This is a genomic window from Methanomassiliicoccales archaeon (assembly GCA_026394375.1).
GTDB lineage: Archaea > Thermoplasmatota > Thermoplasmata > Methanomassiliicoccales > UBA472 > JAJRAL01.
This window is the reverse complement of the sequence record JAPKYJ010000022.1, coordinates 53,091-72,898: the sequence shown is the minus strand read 5'-3', so window position 1 is coordinate 72,898 and position 19,808 is coordinate 53,091. Positions and strand designations below refer to the sequence as shown.

Annotated in this window: 18 protein-coding genes and 1 tRNA gene; 13 read left to right on the top strand and 6 right to left on the bottom strand. The window is 57.1% G+C overall.

Annotated elements, in window-relative coordinates:
* Window positions 1–13: 13 nt before the first annotated feature.
* Entirely contained in the window at window positions 14–5,032 is a 5,019-nt protein-coding gene (locus tag NT137_05995; GenBank protein ID MCX6652889.1) for a right-handed parallel beta-helix repeat-containing protein, read from the bottom strand.
* 217 nt (window positions 5,033–5,249) lie between these two features.
* On the opposite strand from NT137_05995, the gene NT137_05990 reads away from it, so the two are divergent.
* The 5 genes from NT137_05990 (at window position 5,250) to NT137_05970 (ending at window position 8,739) form a co-directional block, all read left to right on the top strand.
* On the top strand, window positions 5,250–6,359 hold the full coding sequence (locus tag NT137_05990) for a hypothetical protein (GenBank protein ID MCX6652888.1): 1,110 nt from the start codon (window positions 5,250–5,252) through the stop codon (window positions 6,357–6,359).
* A 73-nt stretch (window positions 6,360–6,432) separates the two neighbouring features.
* On the top strand, window positions 6,433–7,221 hold the full coding sequence (locus NT137_05985) for a ThiF family adenylyltransferase (protein MCX6652887.1): 789 nt from the start codon (window positions 6,433–6,435) through the stop codon (window positions 7,219–7,221).
* A 100-nt stretch (window positions 7,222–7,321) separates the two neighbouring features.
* Window positions 7,322–7,561 carry a hypothetical protein gene (locus NT137_05980; GenBank protein ID MCX6652886.1) on the top strand — a complete coding sequence of 80 codons (240 nt, stop codon included), beginning with the start codon at window positions 7,322–7,324 and terminating at the stop codon, window positions 7,559–7,561.
* On the top strand, window positions 7,562–8,071 hold the full coding sequence (locus tag NT137_05975; GenBank protein MCX6652885.1) for a hypothetical protein: 510 nt from the start codon (window positions 7,562–7,564) through the stop codon (window positions 8,069–8,071).
* The gene (locus NT137_05970; GenBank protein ID MCX6652884.1) at window positions 8,068–8,739 is read left to right on the top strand and encodes a hypothetical protein; all 672 of its coding nucleotides are present in this window, start codon (window positions 8,068–8,070) and stop codon (window positions 8,737–8,739) included. Before NT137_05975 ends, NT137_05970 begins: the two co-directional genes overlap by 4 nt.
* On the opposite strand, the gene NT137_05965 is transcribed toward NT137_05970, so the two are convergent.
* Both NT137_05965 and NT137_05960 read right to left on the bottom strand, forming a co-directional pair.
* On the bottom strand, window positions 8,736–9,275 hold the full coding sequence (locus NT137_05965) for an SIS domain-containing protein (protein MCX6652883.1): 540 nt from the start codon (window positions 9,273–9,275) through the stop codon (window positions 8,736–8,738). The genes NT137_05970 and NT137_05965 overlap by 4 nt on opposite strands.
* Entirely contained in the window at window positions 9,272–10,420 is a 1,149-nt protein-coding gene (locus NT137_05960; protein ID MCX6652882.1) for a TIM barrel protein, read from the bottom strand. The genes NT137_05965 and NT137_05960 overlap by 4 nt, the downstream gene beginning before the upstream one ends.
* Before the next feature lie 211 nt (window positions 10,421–10,631).
* Between NT137_05960 and NT137_05955 the strand changes: the two genes are divergently transcribed.
* The 5 genes from NT137_05955 (at window position 10,632) to NT137_05935 (ending at window position 12,127) form a co-directional block, all read left to right on the top strand.
* The gene (locus NT137_05955; protein MCX6652881.1) at window positions 10,632–10,994 is read left to right on the top strand and encodes a 50S ribosomal protein L18e; all 363 of its coding nucleotides are present in this window, start codon (window positions 10,632–10,634) and stop codon (window positions 10,992–10,994) included.
* A 4-nt stretch (window positions 10,995–10,998) separates the two neighbouring features.
* Window positions 10,999–11,421, top strand: a complete 423-nt coding sequence (locus NT137_05950) for a 50S ribosomal protein L13 (GenBank protein MCX6652880.1) — start codon at window positions 10,999–11,001, stop codon at window positions 11,419–11,421.
* Between the two features lie 4 nt (window positions 11,422–11,425).
* On the top strand, window positions 11,426–11,827 hold the full coding sequence (locus NT137_05945) for a 30S ribosomal protein S9 (protein MCX6652879.1): 402 nt from the start codon (window positions 11,426–11,428) through the stop codon (window positions 11,825–11,827).
* A gap of 6 nt (window positions 11,828–11,833) precedes the next feature.
* Window positions 11,834–12,025, top strand: a complete 192-nt coding sequence (locus NT137_05940) for a DNA-directed RNA polymerase subunit N (GenBank protein MCX6652878.1) — start codon at window positions 11,834–11,836, stop codon at window positions 12,023–12,025.
* A gap of 26 nt (window positions 12,026–12,051) precedes the next feature.
* Window positions 12,052–12,127 (top strand) — tRNA-Pro (locus NT137_05935).
* A gap of 195 nt (window positions 12,128–12,322) precedes the next feature.
* Here NT137_05935 and NT137_05930 read toward each other — a convergent pair.
* Window positions 12,323–13,570 carry a leucine-rich repeat domain-containing protein gene (locus NT137_05930; protein ID MCX6652877.1) on the bottom strand — a complete coding sequence of 416 codons (1,248 nt, stop codon included), beginning with the start codon at window positions 13,568–13,570 and terminating at the stop codon, window positions 12,323–12,325.
* A 465-nt stretch (window positions 13,571–14,035) separates the two neighbouring features.
* Here NT137_05930 and NT137_05925 point away from each other — a divergent pair, with 465 nt between their 5' ends.
* Window positions 14,036–14,794 (top strand): PrsW family intramembrane metalloprotease, encoded by a 759-nt coding sequence (locus NT137_05925; protein ID MCX6652876.1) that lies wholly within the window; start codon window positions 14,036–14,038, stop codon window positions 14,792–14,794.
* Window positions 14,795–14,996: 202 nt separating this feature from the next.
* Window positions 14,997–16,481, top strand: a complete 1,485-nt coding sequence (locus NT137_05920) for a carboxypeptidase M32 (protein ID MCX6652875.1) — start codon at window positions 14,997–14,999, stop codon at window positions 16,479–16,481.
* A 336-nt stretch (window positions 16,482–16,817) separates the two neighbouring features.
* On the opposite strand, the gene NT137_05915 is transcribed toward NT137_05920, so the two are convergent.
* The gene (locus tag NT137_05915) at window positions 16,818–17,420 is read right to left on the bottom strand and encodes a rhodanese-like domain-containing protein (GenBank protein MCX6652874.1); all 603 of its coding nucleotides are present in this window, start codon (window positions 17,418–17,420) and stop codon (window positions 16,818–16,820) included.
* A gap of 399 nt (window positions 17,421–17,819) precedes the next feature.
* On the opposite strand from NT137_05915, the gene NT137_05910 reads away from it, so the two are divergent.
* Window positions 17,820–18,539, top strand: a complete 720-nt coding sequence (locus tag NT137_05910; protein MCX6652873.1) for a 4Fe-4S binding protein — start codon at window positions 17,820–17,822, stop codon at window positions 18,537–18,539.
* A gap of 141 nt (window positions 18,540–18,680) precedes the next feature.
* Here NT137_05910 and NT137_05905 read toward each other — a convergent pair whose 3' ends face one another.
* A complete protein-coding gene (locus tag NT137_05905; GenBank protein ID MCX6652872.1) occupies window positions 18,681–19,766 on the bottom strand; it encodes an adenylyl-sulfate kinase in 1,086 nt (361 codons plus the stop codon).
* Window positions 19,767–19,808 lie beyond the last annotated feature (42 nt).

Genomic DNA, 19,808 nt, shown 5'->3' with positions numbered 1-19,808 from the left:
TTGGTGCGAAGCCTCATTTGAACAGATTGGCCCCGCACTCGGGACAGAACTCCATGCCCTGCACGAAAAAGGAGGATCTGCCGCAGATGGGGCAGAGGACTGTGGGCGTGGGCACCGGCCTGGGCTCTGGTGTTGGTGGTGGCGGGGTCCCCGGTGGCGGCGGGCTCGCTGGCTGAGTGAACCCCTTATCCCTTTCCAGCTCTTGGTCACGTTCTCCCCCTGACAAACGGCCTGTTGCACGTGCTCGACCTCGTTGGTTCGGGGGGATTGGAGTGGTCTTGCCCCTCCTCTTCATCAGCAACAGGAAGACCACCACCACCGCGATTACCACGATGATGAGCATTATGGGCAGCAGCATGTCGCTCGCCGGCGGCTCCGTTGCCGTGACCTTCGTCTGGCCAGAGAGCGGGCCCTGGCCTTGAGCATTCACAGCCACTATCCAGTAGTAGTAGGTCTGACCCTTGGTCACCGTGCCATCGGTGTAGGATGTGCCGGTGGGGAGGCCGATGAGCACCAGGTTCCCCGGCACGGTGCTGCGGTAGACGCGGTACTGAGTGATGGCAGATGCTCCCTGTGACGGAGCGCTCCAGCTCAGGTCGATGCGGTTGTCGTGACCGCTGGTGCTGATCGAGGTCACCTTTTCAGGCGCTCCTGTGACCGCACCGGCGGTCGCCACCACTTCATTGGATCTCGGCCCTTCGATGGTGTTGACCGCGCTGACCCGATAGTAGTAGATGCCCACGGCAAGCCCTGAGTCCAGATAGTAGGTCGTTTCCGCTCCCGTGATGGTCGCAATCAAGCTGGAAGTGCCACCTGGCTGCGTGCCACGATATACCTTGTAGGCGGTTATGGGCGATGAGCCAGTGTTGCCCGGCGCGATCCACGAAAGGCAGACATAGTCTGCGCCTACGGGTGATGCGGATAGGCTCAACGTGGGCGAGTCTGGAGGCAAAGTACCGGAGCCGAAGACCACTATGGCTTCGTTCGATGCCAGGCTATCTCCCTTGGCGTTCCTGGCCTTGACGACGTAGTAATAGGTCGTGCCGGCCGTTACGCCGCTATCCGCGTAGGTGGTGGCCGTTGGTGCCACGGCCGCCGTCACCGCCGCAGAGTAGTCGCCCGAGACCAGCGAGCGGAGTATGCGGTACTCTATGATGGCAGAGCCACCATCATAACCGGGATGCCAGGAGACCACTACCTGCGATGCTCCGGCGACCGCGATCGTGTTCGTCGGCGCATCCGGGACGCTCACGATGACGAACGTTACATGGTTCTCCCTCACGTTCAAAGCTCGATCGTACGCCCTCACGCCGAGAGTATGCTGCCCTCCGCTGAGGCTTAGGGCATAGTGTGTCTGCTCGGAAAGGTTCACCCACGATCCATCGTCGACCTGCGCCTCGTAGTGCGAGATGCCCGATTGTTTATCCGATCCGCTCCAGGTGGCATCGATATCGCTGGTCATCACGCTCTGCCCTTCTGTCGGGGTGGTGATCGTCAGCTCGGGAGGAGTGGTGTCACTTACCGGGTAGCGGTCCTTGTTCTTGACACTTCCAGTGAGAACGTACGGATAATCCACTATGCCATCGTGGTTCGCGTCGGGATAGGTCCAATCACCCCAGTAGTTGCCGACGCCCGCGATGTTGTCCCAGAAGTTCAGGCCGTCCGCGCTGTCGTAGGCCTGCACATGACTGGAGGAGTAGACCTGGCCGGCACCTCTGTTGCCTACGAGCTTGTTGCCGAAGAAGAAGTTGCCATTGCACCCGGAGGTATAGATCCCGTACCACGAGGAGTTGAACAACCGGTTCCCGGTCACTGTCAGATCGTAGCAGGTTCCATATACGTACATGGCACAATACCCCCGCTCACAGGTGTTATCTCGTATGCTTCCATACCTGCAATTGTAGGCATATAGCTGGTAGGAGCCATGGGCGATCATATTGTTCGTGATGGTGTTGCCCAAAGAGTATTGCTGACCTATGGAGTAGTAGCTGGTATCCGTGCTGCAATTCGTGACCACGTTCCCGTCCGCGTATTGCATCCAAATTCCGTAATTGTTCGCAGCCGTCACGTTGCAGCCAGTGATAAGGTTGTAGTCCGACTCATACAGATAGAATCCGTATGGGCTGCTAGATGATCTGGAATTCGCTATCGTGCAGTGATCACTGAAGTAGGTGTAGACGGAGTACTTGTTGTTGGAGAAGCTCGAATGGTCCAAGGTGATTCCTGAGGAGTACACCATCAATACCGCCACAGAATTGTTCGCCAACGATAGGCCGGTGACTCGCGCATTGCGCACGTTGCATAGGATGAGCTGCCCTATGCCAGTGGTGGATATCGTGGCGTTATTGAGATCGGCGTTCTTCACATAGAGGAGGCTTCCACCGTTTACCGTGTTGCTTGTCTCCACTGAGGTAGAGGACATCTGGTCCTTGGTGCCTTTCATCATTAAAGAGCACTTGACGAAGGCGTTGGAGCTGAGGACGTTTCCCCCACACGAGTAGATTTCCACTCCATAATAGCAGTCCGTGAAGGTGTTGCCCAACACCTGGTTCGTCTGGGAGTAGCTGAGGTATATGCCATCGCTGTAGTCGCCGGTGAACTGGTTTCCTTGGATGGTATTACTATTGGAGGAGTATGCATAGACGGAGTAAGAATTGTGCATGAAGGTGTTGTCATGGATCTGGCTATTGCTCGTGCCCTTGATGAAAATGCCGTAATAGCAGTCGTGGATGTCGTTCGCGTCCACCTGGATGGCATTACAGTAGCCAAGCACCATGGCGACCTTGATATTGGAAATGCTCTGCCCTGTGACCCGGGCATTGGACACGTTTCCTAGGAATATTTGCCCGTAGTCTCCGACCGGGATGCTCGATCCTCCCAGGTCTGCGTTCGCAAGGAAGTAGATTGGCTTGCCGTCCACCGTGTTGCCGGCCATGGAAGTAGTGCTGAAGTCCTCAAACGGCCCTTCAGCGAGGAACGAACACCCAGACAACTGATTACTATTGAGCGTGAGGTAATTGCTATAGTACCAATACACCGCATATCGATATTCACTATAGAACGTGCAGCCCTCGACCGTGTTGTAGTCAGAGTAATACACGTAGATGGCATCGTAGTGCCGACCCAGGGAACACTGCTTGATCAGGTTTCCGTGGGATTCGTATAGGTAGACGCCTTCGCCATAGCCCCAATTGGAGTAGGTGGCGTTGACCTTGAAGATGGTATTCGAGTTCGAGTATTGCAGGTAGAGGCAGTAGTACGCCCGGGTGATGTACGAATTGCTGATCAGGCAATTGGTACTGCCGGTAAGATAGACGCCGAAGCTGCCGTCGTAAGTAGAGACATCGTCGACGGTGATGGTGGTGGAGTATTGTATGTAGATGGCATAGGTGACGGCCGAGAACATCGATGATCTGACCGTCACGTTGTCGCAGTAGCCCATGAGCACGCCGTAGGTGGAGTTATCCATGGCCAGCCCGCTGATGGTGACCCAGCTCACGTTGCCCAGGATGAGCTGCCCCACCACCGGCGCGAAGGTAGCATTCCCGTAGTTGGCGTTTGCCAGGTACAGTATCTCCTTGCCGTTTACCGTGTTGTTGGCGGGAATGATCTGGGTGGAGAATGTGAGTTCATCCTCCGAAAAAGCGATGGATCCCTTGGTGAGCACATTGCTGTAGAGCTCGCAGCTATAGCTGTACTGGATGTAGATGCCAATTGAGCTTTGGTAGAGCTGGTTGCCGATCAGCTTGGCTCCGCTGCAACTGTAGATGTATAGACCGGTGGATGATGAGGAAGCATTGTTGCCCTGGATAATGAGGCCAGGACACGACTCTGCCATCACGCCGGTGCTGCATGAGGTCATCCTATTGTTCTGAACGATCAGTCTCTCTGAATAGAAGGCATATATTCCATATGACGCTCCGCTGAGATCATTGTCCGTTAGTTGAACATCTTGGCAATAGTAGACCAATACCGGATAGGTCGTACCGCTCAGGTCCAGCCCGACCACACCTATCCAAGACATCTTGACCAGGATGACCTGGCCTGTGTTGAGGGGCACGGTGGCATTGGCCGCGTTCGCGTCCTTGTAGAACCGGACCGGCTTTCCGTTCACGGTGTTGGAGGCATCGATGGTCAGGGTTAGGTAGTAGGAGAGTACGTAACCTGTGATGTAGATGGAGCCCTTCCACATGGAGTTGTAGGCGAGGTCGCTGTATTGAGTGGATGACAGGTAGATGCCCGCGCTGCCCGCCCAAGAGCACTCATTCCCGATCAGGTGGTTCTTCTCCCCACCATTCACATAGATGCCGTAGCTGCTGCACCGCTGGCAAAGGTTATCGGTGGCGGTGTTGCCGATCGGGCTGCTGCTCAGGTAGATTCCATATGAAGAGTAGCTGCAGTCGTTGGAGGTCAGGTTGTTGCGCATGGCCGTGTTCAGGCGGATGCCGTAGTTGTCGTTATGGGAGAAATTGTTGTGGAGGATGAGGTTATCCTTGCAGTTGACGCCGTAGAGGCCATAGGAGTTGTACTTAGCTGAGTTGTCCTCGATGGTATTGTTGTTCGCCTTGCCGTCGAGCATCACCCCTTTGTCGCTGTTCCAAAGGAAATTATTTTGGACGGTGGCATGGGTCACATTGTAAAGACATATCCCCGACCCCTCTCTATAGGGGCTCGCCACGGATCGGGCGTTCGTTAGCTCGCAATCGCGGACTATGAAGTAGATGGTCGTGTTGCCGACGTAGATGCAGTTGCCCCCTCGTTGTCCGTCGATCAGGTAGCCTTGGATGATGTATGGCCACATTTCCGTTCCAGATCCGGACCAGCCTTCGGCGGAGGCCTTGGCGGCGAACTGCGCGTTGTTGTTGATTGTGATGACCGAATGCGAAGCGAGTATCACGCCGGATCTCGCCTGGTAGGAGGCCTCACTGGTCGCCGGAACAGGAGCGTCCAGACCGACCTCTGGAGCCCTCAGGTCCAAGGAGACCATGAGGGAGGGGACGATCATCAGAGCCGCGATCAAGATCACGAGCATCGGGAGAGCGGTCGCACCCGCTCCTCTGCCTGGGGAACTGGACTTCGAAGAAACATGCCGCGGCATATCGGCACACCCACCTGGCCTAGGGGCCGTGTGAATGAGGCCATCCTAGGTGATAATCCTATCTTCCGTAATGTTACGGGAATCGAGTCAATAGCCTTGCGACGGAGAATGATGAAAGCCTTTAATATTCACGAGGCATGGTCGGCAGACGATGGACGTCCTCCTGTTCCTGGTCAGCTTTGCCATCATCCTGGTGGGCTGCGAATACTTCACCAACAGCGTGGAATGGGTGGGCAGGCGCTTCAAGCTCTCCGAGGGAGCGGTAGGTAGCGTGCTCGCCGCCGTGGGAACGGCCATGCCGGAGACGCTCATCCCTCTCATAGCCATCCTCTTCGTGGGCGGGGACTCGGGACAGGATATCGGAGTGGGGGCGATACTAGGAGCGCCGTTCATGCTCGCCACCCTGGCCATGTTCGTTTGCGGGTTGGCGCTGCTGATATTCGCCAAGCGCCGGAGGACGCGCACTTTGCATATCAATGGCAAGCTCATCCGCCGAGACCTGAGGTTCTTCCTCCTGGCGTATCTTCTGGCGGTCCTGGCTGCGTTCGTGCCGCCAGAGCTGTCCATCCTCCGCTGGATCGTGGGCGTTTCCTTGATCCCACTTTACATCTACTACATGTACGTCACCGTCAAATGCAAGGACGGAGCGTGCGAGGAAGGCGACCTGAAATGCCTCCATTTCCAGAAGTATGTCGACCGGGTCAGAAGCGGTCGCACGAACGGCTCCGTTGACGAAAAGGAGATGTTGGCGGACGATGTGAGCGAGGCGTTCCGGAAGGCAGTTTATAGGACCGAGCCTCCCACCTACCTCATCTTCGCGCAGTTGATCATGGGCCTGCTGGCAATCATCCTAGGCGCAAGCATCTTCGTGCAGCAGATCAACGCCGTGGCGGAGGCAATCAGCCTCAATCCGCTCATTCTGGCGCTGATCATTGCGCCCATCGCGACGGAGCTGCCGGAGAAGTTCAACTCCCTGCTTTGGATACGAGAGGGCAAGGACACCTATGCCATAGGCAATATCACGGGCGCAATGGTCTTCCAGAGCTGCATCCCGGTGACCATCGGTATATTGCTGACGGACTGGCACATATCCTTGGATAACCCGGTCCAATTCCTGCAGGCCAGCGCCATCGGTATCGCCCTCCTGTCTGGCTCAATGCTCTACTGGCGATCGAGCCATCGCGAACTGCACATGTCCGGCCTGATGATGGGCGGGCTGTTGTACGTGCTATTCATGGCCCTGGTGCTCTTCAAGATCTAGTCGGTCGGGCGTGTTATCACGCACGCTACCTTTGGCCGAATGCATTTTCTAATGCCTCGGCATCGTGCAGACGATGCCAACCTCCCTCTTGGTCGGCGCTCAGGATGCGGACCGCTTCGAGCGCTCCCGCCGCGTGAGCTGGATCGACATGGAGGCGGTGCAGAGGAAGAAGTGCCTGGTTGTGGGAGCAGGTGCCTTAGGCAACGAGGTCGTCAAGGACCTGGTGCTCTCCGGCTTTCGCAGGATCACAGTAGTGGACATGGACCACGTGGTTCGCTCGAACTTGAACCGTTGCCTCTTCTTCCGAGAGAGCGATGTCGCAGGGGGAGCGTCGAAAGCATCCACGGTGGCAGAGCGCGCGAAGGAACTATATCCAGAGGTCGAAATCTTGGCAATAGAAGCTCGTATCGAAGACCTGGCGGAAGGCGAGTTCCGGGCGCACGATCTGGTCTTCGGCTGCCTGGACAACATCGCGGCGCGGATGCACCTGAACGCCCATTCTTATCTCTGTGGCGTTCCGTACATCGACGGCGGGACCTCGTCCTCCAGCGGAAAAGTGCAGGTGGTGCTGCCTCCCGACACACCTTGCCTGCAATGCGCTACCAATCGTACGCATTCTAGGGTGCTGGAGAAGCGATACAGCTGCTCTGGTTCAGAGGTCTCCTATTTCAAGCCAAAACTGGCGGCGGAGATCACCACCACGAGCGTCATAGCTGCCATCCAGGTGAGGGAGGGTCTGAAGATCGTGAGCGGCCTGAGGAACGAATGCTTGAAGCACATAATGTTCTACAACGGGCTGAAGAACACGAGCGAGGTCTTCGAGGTCCCCCTGGACGAGGATTGCCCCGTTCATCCGCGCTGAGATATCGAGCTCTGGCTTGCCGTTATTCGTATTATCAGCTAGGCTAACTGTGATAGATAAGATTAATGAACACCCTGCCGGTCAAAGGGCTCGTGATCGGATGTCTGTGCACATACGCGTGAGGAACGCCGAGACCGGCTCCACGGTGGACATGGAACTGGAGGGCGAGAACACGGTCCACGAGATCATCGAGGGGGCGGCCGGCTATTGGGAGAAGGACCCGGGAGCCTATGTCATCAGAAGGGGCAAGCGGCTGCTCAAAGGCCAGCACACCGTCCTGGAATCTGGCATCGCGGAAGCTGATGAGCTGGAGCTGCTGCCGGACCCCGAGGGCGGCTAGATGCCGTTGCCCAGGGATGTGCTGTTGGCACGCATCCGTAACGAGCTCAACATCTGCCAGAGATGCCTGAGGCATCCTATCGAAATACATGCTGAGGGGCTGAATGAGATGCCGCTGGACATCGAGGTCAGCCTGGTGCAGATCCCCGCCTGCGAGAAGGTCAACGGAGAGATCAGACGCCGCTTCCATCATCGCTTCCGCATGACCATCTCCGAGGATTACCCATTCGTCAAGCCCCAAGTGGTATGGTGCACCCCCATCTTCCATCCCAACGTGATGCTGCCTGAGGATGGAGGATTGCTATGCAGCAAGCAGCTGGATGGCTGGAGTTTCAATTCCACCCTGTTGATGTTCATCAAAGGCATCGAGTACTTGCTGCTCAATCCCAATCCAGGAAGCCCATTCGGCACCCCTTCCTGCACAGAGGCCGCGCAGTACTTCAACACCCGAAAGGTGCCGCAACCGCCACTGGCCACTCTCCCCCAGCCCAAGGTGGTGCGCGCCCATTGAAACCTCCGAGCGTCGTGGCAGCTAGCGAGGCCAAGATCGAGGAGCGCCCCCCTCCGCCCGGGGAGCGCAGGACCTCTCACAAATGGCTGGGCGAACGCTCTAAGCAGGAATACGAACGGAAGAACGACAGATTGGAGCTGTATGTCTCCAAGTTATCGGAAGAGAAGATACGGAACCATGCCATGAGCGCCGCCCAGGACCGGCTGGAGGTCATGGGCTTCCTCCTGGGCAACGTCTACCGGAATGGAGACGTGATGTATTCCCTGGTGCGGGACGTGGCCACCACGGACCTGGAGGCTTCGTCGGTCAGAGTGCGGTTCCAGCGGGAAGGCATGGAAAGGCTCTTTGCCTCCATCGATGACTGCGGTTTCAGCTACATCCTGTTAGGCTGGTATCACTCCCACCCAGGGCACAGATGCTTCCTCTCGCCCACGGATGTGGATACCCAGACCGCCATGTTCAGCGAGAGATATCATTCCGCTCTGGTGATCGACCCCATCCACAAGGAGATTGAGGCCTTCTGCATTGAAAAGGGAAGAGCGGTCCGCAGACCGTTCGCCGTCTACTGGGACCAGTACCAGAACCCTTACTTCGGGGAAACGGTGAAGAGGCGGAGGTTGAAGACGGAGGGCTCTTCGCCACCTGAGAATGAGTCGACTGGGCCCTAGACCCAGATGGCGTGCCGCCTGCGCATGGAGCTCTCGGTCTGCTTCAGCCTCTCCATGAGCACCGGCACCAGGGAATCGAGCAGTAGATATGATGCAGCCTCGAACAGCGTGCCCAGGGGCGCCAGACGAGGCCTGTTCTCGTCCGTGTGGATCGGCAATTCCACGACGATGTTGGAAGCACTACCGAGCTTGGAATGGCCCGAGCTGGTGACCAGCGCCACCTTGGCCCCGATCCTGCCGACGATGTTCGCCGTCTGCACCGCGGACATGGTCTCACCGGTGTTGGAGATGATGATGACCAGATCACCCGATTCCACGATCGGCGTTGTCGTTTCCCCGATGAAATGCACGTCCAGGCCCATCTGCACCAGACGCACGGAGAATGCCCGAGCGACCAGGCCAGATCTCCCCACACCGTAGACGAACACCTTCTTGGCGGCGATTATCGAGTCTACGAATTGATCTAGTGACTTGTCATCCACCCGGTCCAGTGCCCGCTGTGCCTCGTTGATGATGTACTTGGCGGCTTCTCTCATTCCTCGTCATCTTCCTCTTCTTCTTCATAGTTGCCCCGGTGAGAGCGCTTGGCCGGCTTGGAGGGCTTCTTGCCCTTCTTCTCCTTCTTCTCCTTCTCCTCTTTCTCCGGCTTCTCGGACTTGTCCTCTTTCTTCGTCTTGACGTCCTTGACCACTTTCTTAGTGAGGATGCGCTCGAAGATGACCTTCATGTACATGGCGTCGTGCTCTAGCAAAGGTGATGAAGAGATGATAGTGCAGTTGGGGTTCGCTTCTACCAGGTACTCGGCCAGCGGCTCGAACCTCAGATCGCCCTTCTTTATCGGCGTGACCCGTTTCTCATTCCCACCCTCGTGCTCCACGCCGGAGAAGTGGGTGTAGTAGAGCTTGCCCACGTGCTTCTTCGTCTTATCGAACAGCTCCGCGAAATCGGACGGTTCCCTCAGCTTCCCGTTCTCACGAGCGTGATAGTGGGCGAAATTGATGACCGGCACCGGTCCATCGACGTCATCGCAGAGGTTCAGGATCTCGTTCAGCGAGCCCCATACCTCCAGCCTTCCGGAGAGTTCCAGGCCCAGCTTGGGCCGGATCTTGTTCTGCTTCCACCAATCGGCTATGGTGCCGAGGTTCTCCTTGATGCTCTCGGTGGCCTTCTTCTTGCTCAAATGTCCGTAGAGGCCGATATGGGTGGTCACCATGGCCCCTCCCATCTGATCGGTCATGATGCCCGCCCAGCGGATGGAGTTCATGGACTTCTTGGTCAGCTCGCTGTTGCTGATCAGGTCCATGTAGTAGGGGGTGTGCATGGAGAGCTCAACGTCCAACTCCTTGCCCATCTTCCCCAGCGCCTGCAGCTCTCGGTAGTTCTGGACCAAGCCAGAGGAGAGGGTGATGAGGCTGTCCTCCTCTTTGATCTTCTCTTCTAGGTTGGTGATGTGCACCTCTTTCTTGCCCTTACGGCGCACGATCTCCACGATGAGGTCGCTCTCGATCTCCAGCGGCTTCATCCCCACTTCCCCCTCGTCCGGGAAGCGCTCCACCACATTGACGCGGACCATCTGCACCTCCATGGCGTTGAGGCCGAGGTTGTGCACGTCCTCGATGCCGTCCTTCAGCGTCCTTCCCTTGCAAGAAAGAGGAATGCCAGCGGGGCCAAAGCGGATCATGGGTACACCTGAGGTATTCCGTTATCAAGGACGGTCTATATAAGGGCTCTTTGATTCTCAGGGGATGCGCGGTTGTCGTCTTCCCTGCGACGTGCTGCCACCGAGCCAGCTGCCGTTCCTGGTCTCGTCCAGCAGGCGTTCCCTTCCTGCAAACCTTTATTAAAGACCTCTCTATTAGAGCCTCCTACCCAATGTCGGGAGAGTCAGAACCATGAAGGACAGTAAGAAGACGGACCCGAACCTGATGCTCCTCATCAGCAACCTGAAGGAGCAATCGCGGGAGAAGGGTGCCGATATCTGGCGAGACATTGCGCTTAGGTTCGAGAAGCCGAGCCGCAGCTGGGCCGAGGTCAACCTTAGCCGGTTGGAGCGCTACGCCCAGGAAGGAGACATCATCGTCGTACCGGGAAAGGTGCTGGGGGCGGGAAGCATCAGCAAGAAGCTGACCGTGGCAGCATACAGATTCTCCGGCTCGGCGGCGAAGAAGATCGAGGCGGCCGGCGGCAGGCAGCTTACCATCCCGGAACTGGTGCGCGAGGCGCCCAGCGGCCGGGACGTGCGCATCATGGGGTGAGAAGATGGTCACCGTTATCGATGCCGATGGCAATATCCTGGGAAGGCTGTGCACCACCGTGGCCAAGAAGATACTCCAGGGCGAGGACGTGGTCGTGGTGAACGCTGAGAAGGCCATAGTGACCGGTTCGCACGAGCATGTGTTCGCCTCTTACAAGCAGAAGAAGCGCCGAGGCAAGGTCATCCACGGACCGTTCTACCCCAGGCGGGCGGATCTGATATTCAAGCGCACGGTGCGCGGCATGCTCCCTTGGGACAGGCCAATTGGACGAGATGCCTACCGCAAGCTGAAGGTGTACGTCGGCGTTCCGAAGGAGTTCGAGGCCTCGGAGAAGGTCAAGTTCGAGGGTGCGACGGGCCGGTTCAGCCGGGACAAATATGTCACGCTGAGCGAGGTCTCCGCGTACCTAGGGTCCAAGGTGAGGTGAGCAGATGGCGGAAATCGTTAACACCAGCGGTAAGAGGAAGATGGCGGTGGCGCGAGCATCCGTGCGCGATGGCACTGGAAAAGTGCGCGTGAACCGCGTGCCGGTGGACATCATGACGCCGGAGCTCGCTCGCTTGAAGGCCATGGAACCATTGATGCTGGTCCCAGAGCGGGCGGCGAAGGTGGATATCGACGTGAGCGTGCGCGGAGGCGGGGTCATGGGCCAGGCGGAAGCGGTCCGCACCGCCATCGCCAAGGGACTGGTGGAGTTCTTCAAGGATGAGGAGATGGAGCGGAGCTTCAAGTTGCTCGACAGGACGCTCGTCGTCTCCGACCCGAGGCGCAAGCTGCCCAAGAAGCCCCTGGGCCGCGGCGCGCGCAAGAAGCGCCAGAAGTCCTACAGGTGAGGAGAAATGATCATACCTGTCCGCTGCTTCACCTGCGGCAAGGTCATAGGATCCTCGTACCAGACCTTCGTCAAGAGGGTGCAGCTGGGCGAGGACCCCCAGACGGTGCTGGACGATCTAGGCCTGTCCCGGTACTGCTGCCGCCGCATGATCGTGGCGCACGCGGACCTGGTGGACGATATCATCCCCCTGGGCTGAAACACCTTACAATCCAATCTTTATCCGGGTCTGTGGGGTAGCTTGGTATCCTTCCAGCTTGGGGTGCTGGTGACTCCGGTTCAAATCCGGACAGACCCACCACTATCCATATCCAGTACTTTCATTCTTCTGCGCAATTGGGAAAATAGGTTCTCTTTGACAATGGTCCGGGTAGCACCAGCCCTCCCACGATCATGCGGACCACCGTTTCACGATACTCGGGTGTCCGAGTGCCAAGTGGATGCTCAAGTCACGTTTTCGCAGAGGAAAGGAAATGATAAATAATTTGTGCACCACCTACTTCTTGCTCCTACGCTTGCGCAGGACGAACAGCACCGCCCCCAGGATTACGGCAATCGCGATCACTGCCACCAGTATCAGCACTGTATTATCGCTCGTCGGGCTGTTGGATATGACCGCACCCATCGTCAATCCATAGAAATCGCCCCCTGGGGCGGGGAAATTCGAGGCGACGTATGCATGGCCTCTCGCGTCCGTACCTAGGATCCAATTGGCACCAACGGTGGTCGGCGCAACGAGTCCTGAGAATGTTATTGATGCCAGGGAGCTGCAGTCGGAGAACGCATAGTCCTCGATGGTAGTGACGCCGCTTCCTATGTTTACGGATGTCAGGGAGCTGCAGCTGGAGAACGCATTGTTTCCTATGGACGTGACATTATTCGGGATGGTCACAGATGTCAGGGAGCTGCAGTCGGAGAACGCATAGTCCCCGATGGAAGTGACGCCGTTGGAGATGATCAAGGAGGTCAGGGAGAAACAGTCGGAGAACGCATAGTCTTCGATAGTTGTGACGCTGTTAGGGATTGTGAATTTCCCCCCAGACTTTCCGGTCGGATACTGGATCAGAGTGGTCAAAGCCTTGTCGTACAGCACTCCATCTATGCTGGCATAGTGCGCGTTGTCTGCGTTCACATCTATCGAGGTCAAAGAGCTACAGGCACCGAACGCATGATCTCCTATGAACGTGACATTGTTCGGGATGGTCACCGAGGTCAGGGAGCTGCAAAAGGAGAACGCATACAGCCCGATTGATGTGACGCCTTTCCCTATGGTCACGTTGGTCAGGGAGGTGCAGGAAGTGAACGCACCGTTCCCGATGGTGGTGACGTTGTCGGGAATGGTCACGGAGATCAGGGAGGTGCAGGCGTAGAACGCATAGCCCCCGATGGACGTGACATTGTCGGGAATGGTCACGGAGATCAGGAAGGGGCAATCGTTGAACGCCCCGTACCCGATGGAGATGACGCTATCCGGTATCGTCACGGAGGTCAGGGGGGTGCAATCTTGGAACGCATAGTCCCCGATGGCCACCGTGGGATAGCCACCTAGTGTCGAGGGGATCGTGATCGCTCCGCCAGTGCCAGTGTATCCCGTGATAGTGGCAAAGCCGCCGCTCACTGTATAGGTATAGTCGCCCTCTGAGTCTGCGGCCACCGTATCTGTGGCAACGACGAAGAACGCGCCCAATAACAACAGTAGCACGAAGATCGTGGACCTCACGTTCTTGCATGTTTTCTGTTTCATGAACGCACCCGATCTGACATCACGCCTCAATTCAATAAAGATTAGCTGGAATTAGTAAGTCTGATTGATGCCTTAATGATTTGTGGCTTTGGCGCTGAACCCCCACAATCCTATCTATTGGTAATAGGAATGAAACGACTCGGTGTTCCGACCATTAAAATTTGCTTGAGTCTCCCAAAAATGAGGGTAAGGTGTTTCCTGAAAAAAAGCCAGTAATCCGTTTCGGTCATCTGTGAGCAGGCAGGATTTCGTCCTTAATTCCGAATGTAGAATCGTCGTGCTGGATAGGTCCTTCTGTTGAGTTCGGACAGACCCACCATTCACATCACTCCGTGCGGGCATCTCATCGATGACTTGCCATCTCGTACACCGATCCTTAAGCTGGGTCGAGGACCGGTCCCTGAAGAAGCAGGAAAACCTATTATGTCATGCAGATTTATTGTCCCCAATATGGCGAATGCCTTCTTGTATCTCGTTGGGGTGGCGATCGCTATCGCTATCGCCCTGGTGTTTCTCTTCTGGGTGCGAAGGATGGAACTGTATCATCGAGAACCGTGGAGCATGGTGATCTACGCTCTTGTCATAGGAGCTATCGTCGCCGGTGCAGGTGCGGTGATCCTGGTTCTGCTCGGTCTTCCCCTGGACGACTTCGGCGACTTCCAACCTTTCAGCGCCACCCTGCAAGGAGTGCTCGTGGCCATCCTGGTCGCTCCAATCGTGGAGGAAACGGTCAAGGCGGGTTCGCTCGTTGCCTTGCGTGGGCGCGTGGTCGAACCTGAAAACGGTCTGGTGTACGGCGCGGCCATTGGACTGGGATTTGCCATGATGGAGAACATTCTCTATTTCTATGGCGAGGTCTACTCCAGCGGGGCGAACGGACTGGCAGCCAGCGTCCTGATACGTACCTTCACTTCGACCGTCATGCATATGAGCACCGCAGCCATCGCCGGGTTCGGCGTGGGCATGCTGCTGACGAAGAAGAAGACCGGCAAAGCCCCCTGGTTCTCCTACGTGATCGCCGCCATCATCCTGCACGCCATCTTCAACCTCTTTGCCTCCGCGTCCATCATGGCAAGCGATCAGCTGACCAAGGATTTCGTGAACCTGATCTCCAGTGCGATCGTAGGGGGTGCAGTGGCCTGGTACGCCTTGATCTTCATGCGCAACAAGATCAAGCAGCTTGACCTGGAGAAGGAGATCAGAGAAGAGATAGGGATAGGCTAGCCCGTTTCAGGCATTCCTACGGGCAATCCCCCCTCCCCGCCGGCGTCAACCAGCGGAGGAGCGGACGACCACGGCAGAGAAGGGTCTGATGTAGACGAAGTGACTCCCGACACCCGCAGGGGTTAAGACTCCGTACTGGATTCTCCTGCAAGATAACTTGTCGTCTCGTTCACAAGAAGCCTATGACCAGCTTGCGGCCAGGATGAAGGAACTGTACGTGATGCGCTCTGCGCTGATGGTCGTCTACTGGGACATGGAAACGATGATGCCCCCTAAGGCGCTGCAGTTGCGCAGCGAACAGCTGGCCATGCTCGAGCTCACGCTACACAAGATGCAGGTCGACCAGCGGTTCGCGGCCCTACTCGATGAGGTTGAGACAAGCGCAGGCTTCGCCTCACTATCGGCCGGCCATAAGAGAGCCGTCGAGCTGGCACGGAGAGACTACAACGAAGCGTCGAAGCTGCCTGATGATCTCGTCACGGACCTCGCGAAGCAGCAGGCCCTGACCGTGGGCATCTGGAAGAAGGCCAAGGCTGCCAAGGACTATGACATGTTCAAGCCCGAGCTGGCTAAGATGATCCAGCTGAAGAAGCGCGCCGCCGACATCCTCATGCAGGTCAAGGGGACCAAGACGCCGTATGATGCGCTCATAGACACGTTCGAGCATGGAATGACCGCCCAGCGCATCGACCAAGTGTTCTCAGGCATGAGGGATGGGTTGATACGCATCATGAGAAAGGTGGAGACCTCGGGCAAGAAGATCGATGACTTGATCCTCTCGCGCAAGGTATCCTTCGCAGCTCAGCGGCGCATCAGCGAAGCGGCGATGAAGTTCATCGGCTTCGACACCACCAGCGCGAATGCAGCCGGAAGGCTGGATGAGACCGAGCATCCCTTCACAACCGGCTACTACGACGACGTCCGCATCACCACTCACTACTACGAAGACCGCTTCGTCTCCAGCCTCTTCAGCGTGCTGCATGAGGGTGGGCACGCCCTCTACGATCAGAACCTTCCGCGCGAATGGATGTACCAGACGATTGGCACGCCGTGCAGCTACGGCATACACGAGTCGCAGAGCCGCTTCGTGGAGAACATGGTCGGACGAAGCCCTGAGTTCCTGGCCTACTTCATGCCCCGGCTGCGTCGCATCACCGGAAGATCGCTCCGAGGAGTGAAGCTCAATGATTTCGTGGCCGCGGTCAACGCCGTCCAGCCGTCGAAGATACGGGTGGAGGCGGACGAGGTGACCTACGGGCTGCACGTGATAATCCGCTTTGAGATGGAGCGCGACATCTTCGCCGGCAAACTGTCAGTGGACGATCTGCCCCGGGCCTGGAACGAGAAGTACGAGAAGTATCTGGGCCTGGAGATCGAGAACGATTCGGAAGGCGTCATGCAGGATACCCACTGGGCCGCTGGCTCGTTCGGCTACTTCCCCAGCTACGCCCTGGGCAACATCTATGGAGGCATGTTCCTGAGAAAGATGAATGCTGACCTACCAGACTGGAAGCAGGACATTCGGCGTGGTGACTTCTCGAACGTGAAGCAATGGCTCGTGAGCAACGTGCATAGCAAGGGCAATCTGTACGACCCAGGCGATCTGGTCAGAGTGGTCACTGGCCAAGACTTGACCATCGAGCCCTTCCTGACGTACTTGGAGGAGAAGTGCAACAGACTCTGCTAATGTAAAGAGTTTCAAGACCAGGGCCCAAAGGCATCAAGGGAGAAGATGAAGAGGGCTCTGCTATCGGAGCAGCGCAGAATCGTCGAATGACTAGACTGCCAAGAGCAATTGGGAACTCAGGCAAGCCCTGGAAGAGCCCTGCGGAGACGCCCTTGGACTTGTCTGCGAAGCCATCACGCAAGGATGGTTCGCCGATAGCCTGGAATCGCAAGGCCTTGCAGAGGAGATGAGGAGGCACGTCAAGGTGGCGATGGAAATCTATCGCCGACTGAGTAACCGGACGATACTGGCTCAACTAGAAGCGCGCCTTCGTTGATCCGAACCTAGATCTTTGGCTCACCGTGGAGAGGGACCTGTGACGGTCGGGTTCTCAGAATGAGCGCACCACTCGGTCATCGATGCCTCGAAAAGCCTCACCTTGGGGAATCCCAGGAACCATCTGAGCACGACGAGCTGCGCGGCTGCCTTCCTCCCTGACCCACAGGAGCAAATGATATCGGCCTCGGGCCTCGCTCCTGTCGCTCGAACCACATCCTCGATCTCCTTCGCTGACCGCAACCGACAGAGGTTGCCCTCTTCGTAGAGGCTAGACCAGGGTAGGCTCACCGCTCCGGGGATGTGCCCAGGCTTGGGCCAAGGACTGGTTCCTTCATACTGCGCCTTCGGACGGAAGTCGATATGCACTGCTTCGTTCCTCATCACCATATCATGGAATTCACTGTATTCGACGAGCAGGTCCTGACGCACCTTGGGCCTAAAAACGCCCTTTCCAGCTGATCGGTAGCGAGTGGATATCTCCCTTTCCTCTTGACGCCAGAGATCGAACCCCCCATCGAGTATCCTGATATTTCTGTGCCCATACCGGACGAGAGAGTATGCGATCATGCCCTGCGGCACGCCGTCCCCCACGGGCGAGGAGGGATTGGTGCCGGTGTACACTACCGCCTCCCGGTCCTGGTCGATGCCTACTCAAGCGAGGACCTTTTCGGCCAGGTCGGTGTCAAGCCAACTGTGGAGAACCCCCCCCTGCCGAAAGCCGAAGGGATTCTTCGCCCAGGTAGACCGCACCCGGGATATGACCGCGTATGAAATCATGCACGTTCGGTTGGGCGTCTATGACCAGCACGTCTGCCTCGAGGTGCCTTTCCAACCAGCCGGTGCCGACCCAGCGCACCTCTCCTTCATCGGGAAAGATGTCTCGACCCATTCTGCATTCCCCTAGGTGGAACGGTCGCGAAGCTTATTGGAGGTTCGCATCGCCTTTATGCGAAGGGGCAGGGGCGACAGACTTATGAACGGCCGAATCTGAAGGAGACCGAGCAGGGAGGGCTGGTTCCAATGGCCAAGCGCAATATAATAAAAATCGATGAGGAGAAATGCACCGGCTGCGGCAAGTGCGTGCTGGCGTGCGCCGAAGGTGCCATCGAGATCAGAAGTGGAAAGGCAAGGGTCGTATCGGAAGTGTTCTGCGATGGCCTGGGAGCGTGCATCGGAGAATGTCCGGAAGGAGCTCTGATCATCGAGGAGCGCGAAGCGCCGGACTTCGACGAGGAGGCGGTGAAGAAGCACTTGAGCGATAAGAAGGGTGAGGTGATTCCCTTGGCCTGTCCCTCCGCGGCCTTGAGACGGATCCCCGTGCCGAAGTCGGAATCCAAGGGAGAAAAGCCGTCGGCACAGCTATCCAATTGGCCCGTGCAGTTGCGCCTGGCCCATCCCAACGCTCCCTACTTCAAGAACGCAAACCTGCTCCTGGCCGCCGATTGCACTGCCTTCGCCTACGCCGCCATGCACTCGGACTTCATCAAAGGGAAGGCGACGTTGATCGGCTGTCCGAAACTGGACGATGTGCCGGTATCCATCAACAGGCTGGCTGAGATACTCACCCTCAACAACATCAAGGATATCACACTGGTGCACATGGAGGTGCCGTGCTGCTCTGGTCTGGATCGTGTGGTGAAGAAGGCCATGGAGAAGTCAGGCAAGAGCGTGCCTGTGGAAACGGTGGTGATCTCCACCGATGGCACCGTGCTCCGGAGGTCCATTGCAGGCTGCGCCTGACCGAGCCCCGTCCCAAGTTCTTCCCAGACCTGTTCGCCATCCGGGACAGCTTCTATACAGCCGGGCCCCTTGAATAGTGATGGCAGTTGAGTTGCTGTGAACTAGGTGAGAATGAGGCCTATCCACCGCCCCTTCCAGATATCAGGAGGAAACGAACTTCGGCGAATCTGGCTTGGGAACGAAACACGCGACCTTTCTTTCCACAACCTCGATCCCCGCTTTGGCGAACGCCTCGTCCATGACCGCTTCAATGGAGCTCCGCAGCGGCTCTGGAGGAGAGCGCACCCTAGAGTTCAGTACCAGTTCGGCCACCCCTTCGAAGTATCTGCCCCCTTTGAGATCATCGACCTGTATCGAGTCCTCGACCAGGCTAATCTTGACACTTGCGCCCGGCGAATTCAAGAATATCTTCACATGCGCTATGTCGTCGGTCCTGAAGCGCTTGGCGATCTCCTTCATCATCCCCATTAATAGGTCGTAGGTGTCGATCTTGCCCGCCCCGGATGAGATTCTGCAGCTGACGCTGTACCATCCCATGGCAGCCTTCTCCATGGAGAAGATCCGCTGGTCGACCTTGGGTGCCTGCTTCGCCGTTTCTCTGTCGGAATCGATGATCTCCAAGATGCTCGAGACGTTCCTCTGGTCAATGGACGAGAACTCAATGATCTCTGCATCTGGCACCTGCCGCCCCACCTCCCGCACGACCGCCGCCCTTCCCTCTTCGGACAGCAGATCGACTTTGGAGATGACGATCACTTCGGCCTCGTGCATTTGATGGACCAAGATCATCTTCTTCGGACCAAGACCGAGGTTCTCTTGCCTCCCTGCATCCTCCAGGGCTCTTGGCCCATCTGCCACCACGAACAGAGGTGATACCTGGAACTCGTCCTTGTAGAGCGTCTTCATGGGGTTGATGACGGAGGCCATCAGACTGGTGGATGTCCCAATGGGCTCGGCGATTATAACGTCGGGCTTTCCGAAGGCGACCAAGCTCCTGGCGCTCTTCACGAACTCATCGAACTTGGTGCAGAAGCAGGCGCCGACCACCTCTCCAACGTCGACCCCCGCATTCTTCATGAACTGAGTATCGACCAGAACATTTCCCTGGTCGTTCATGACCACCGAAACGGACTTCCCCTGTTTGCTAAGCGCTCGAGCCACATGATAGGCTAGCGTTGTCTTCCCAGCTCCGAGGTATCCACCTAAGAATACAATTTTGGTCTTCATCGCAACGCCAGAATCCGTTCAGCGGGAAGCGCTTGTGTGTAT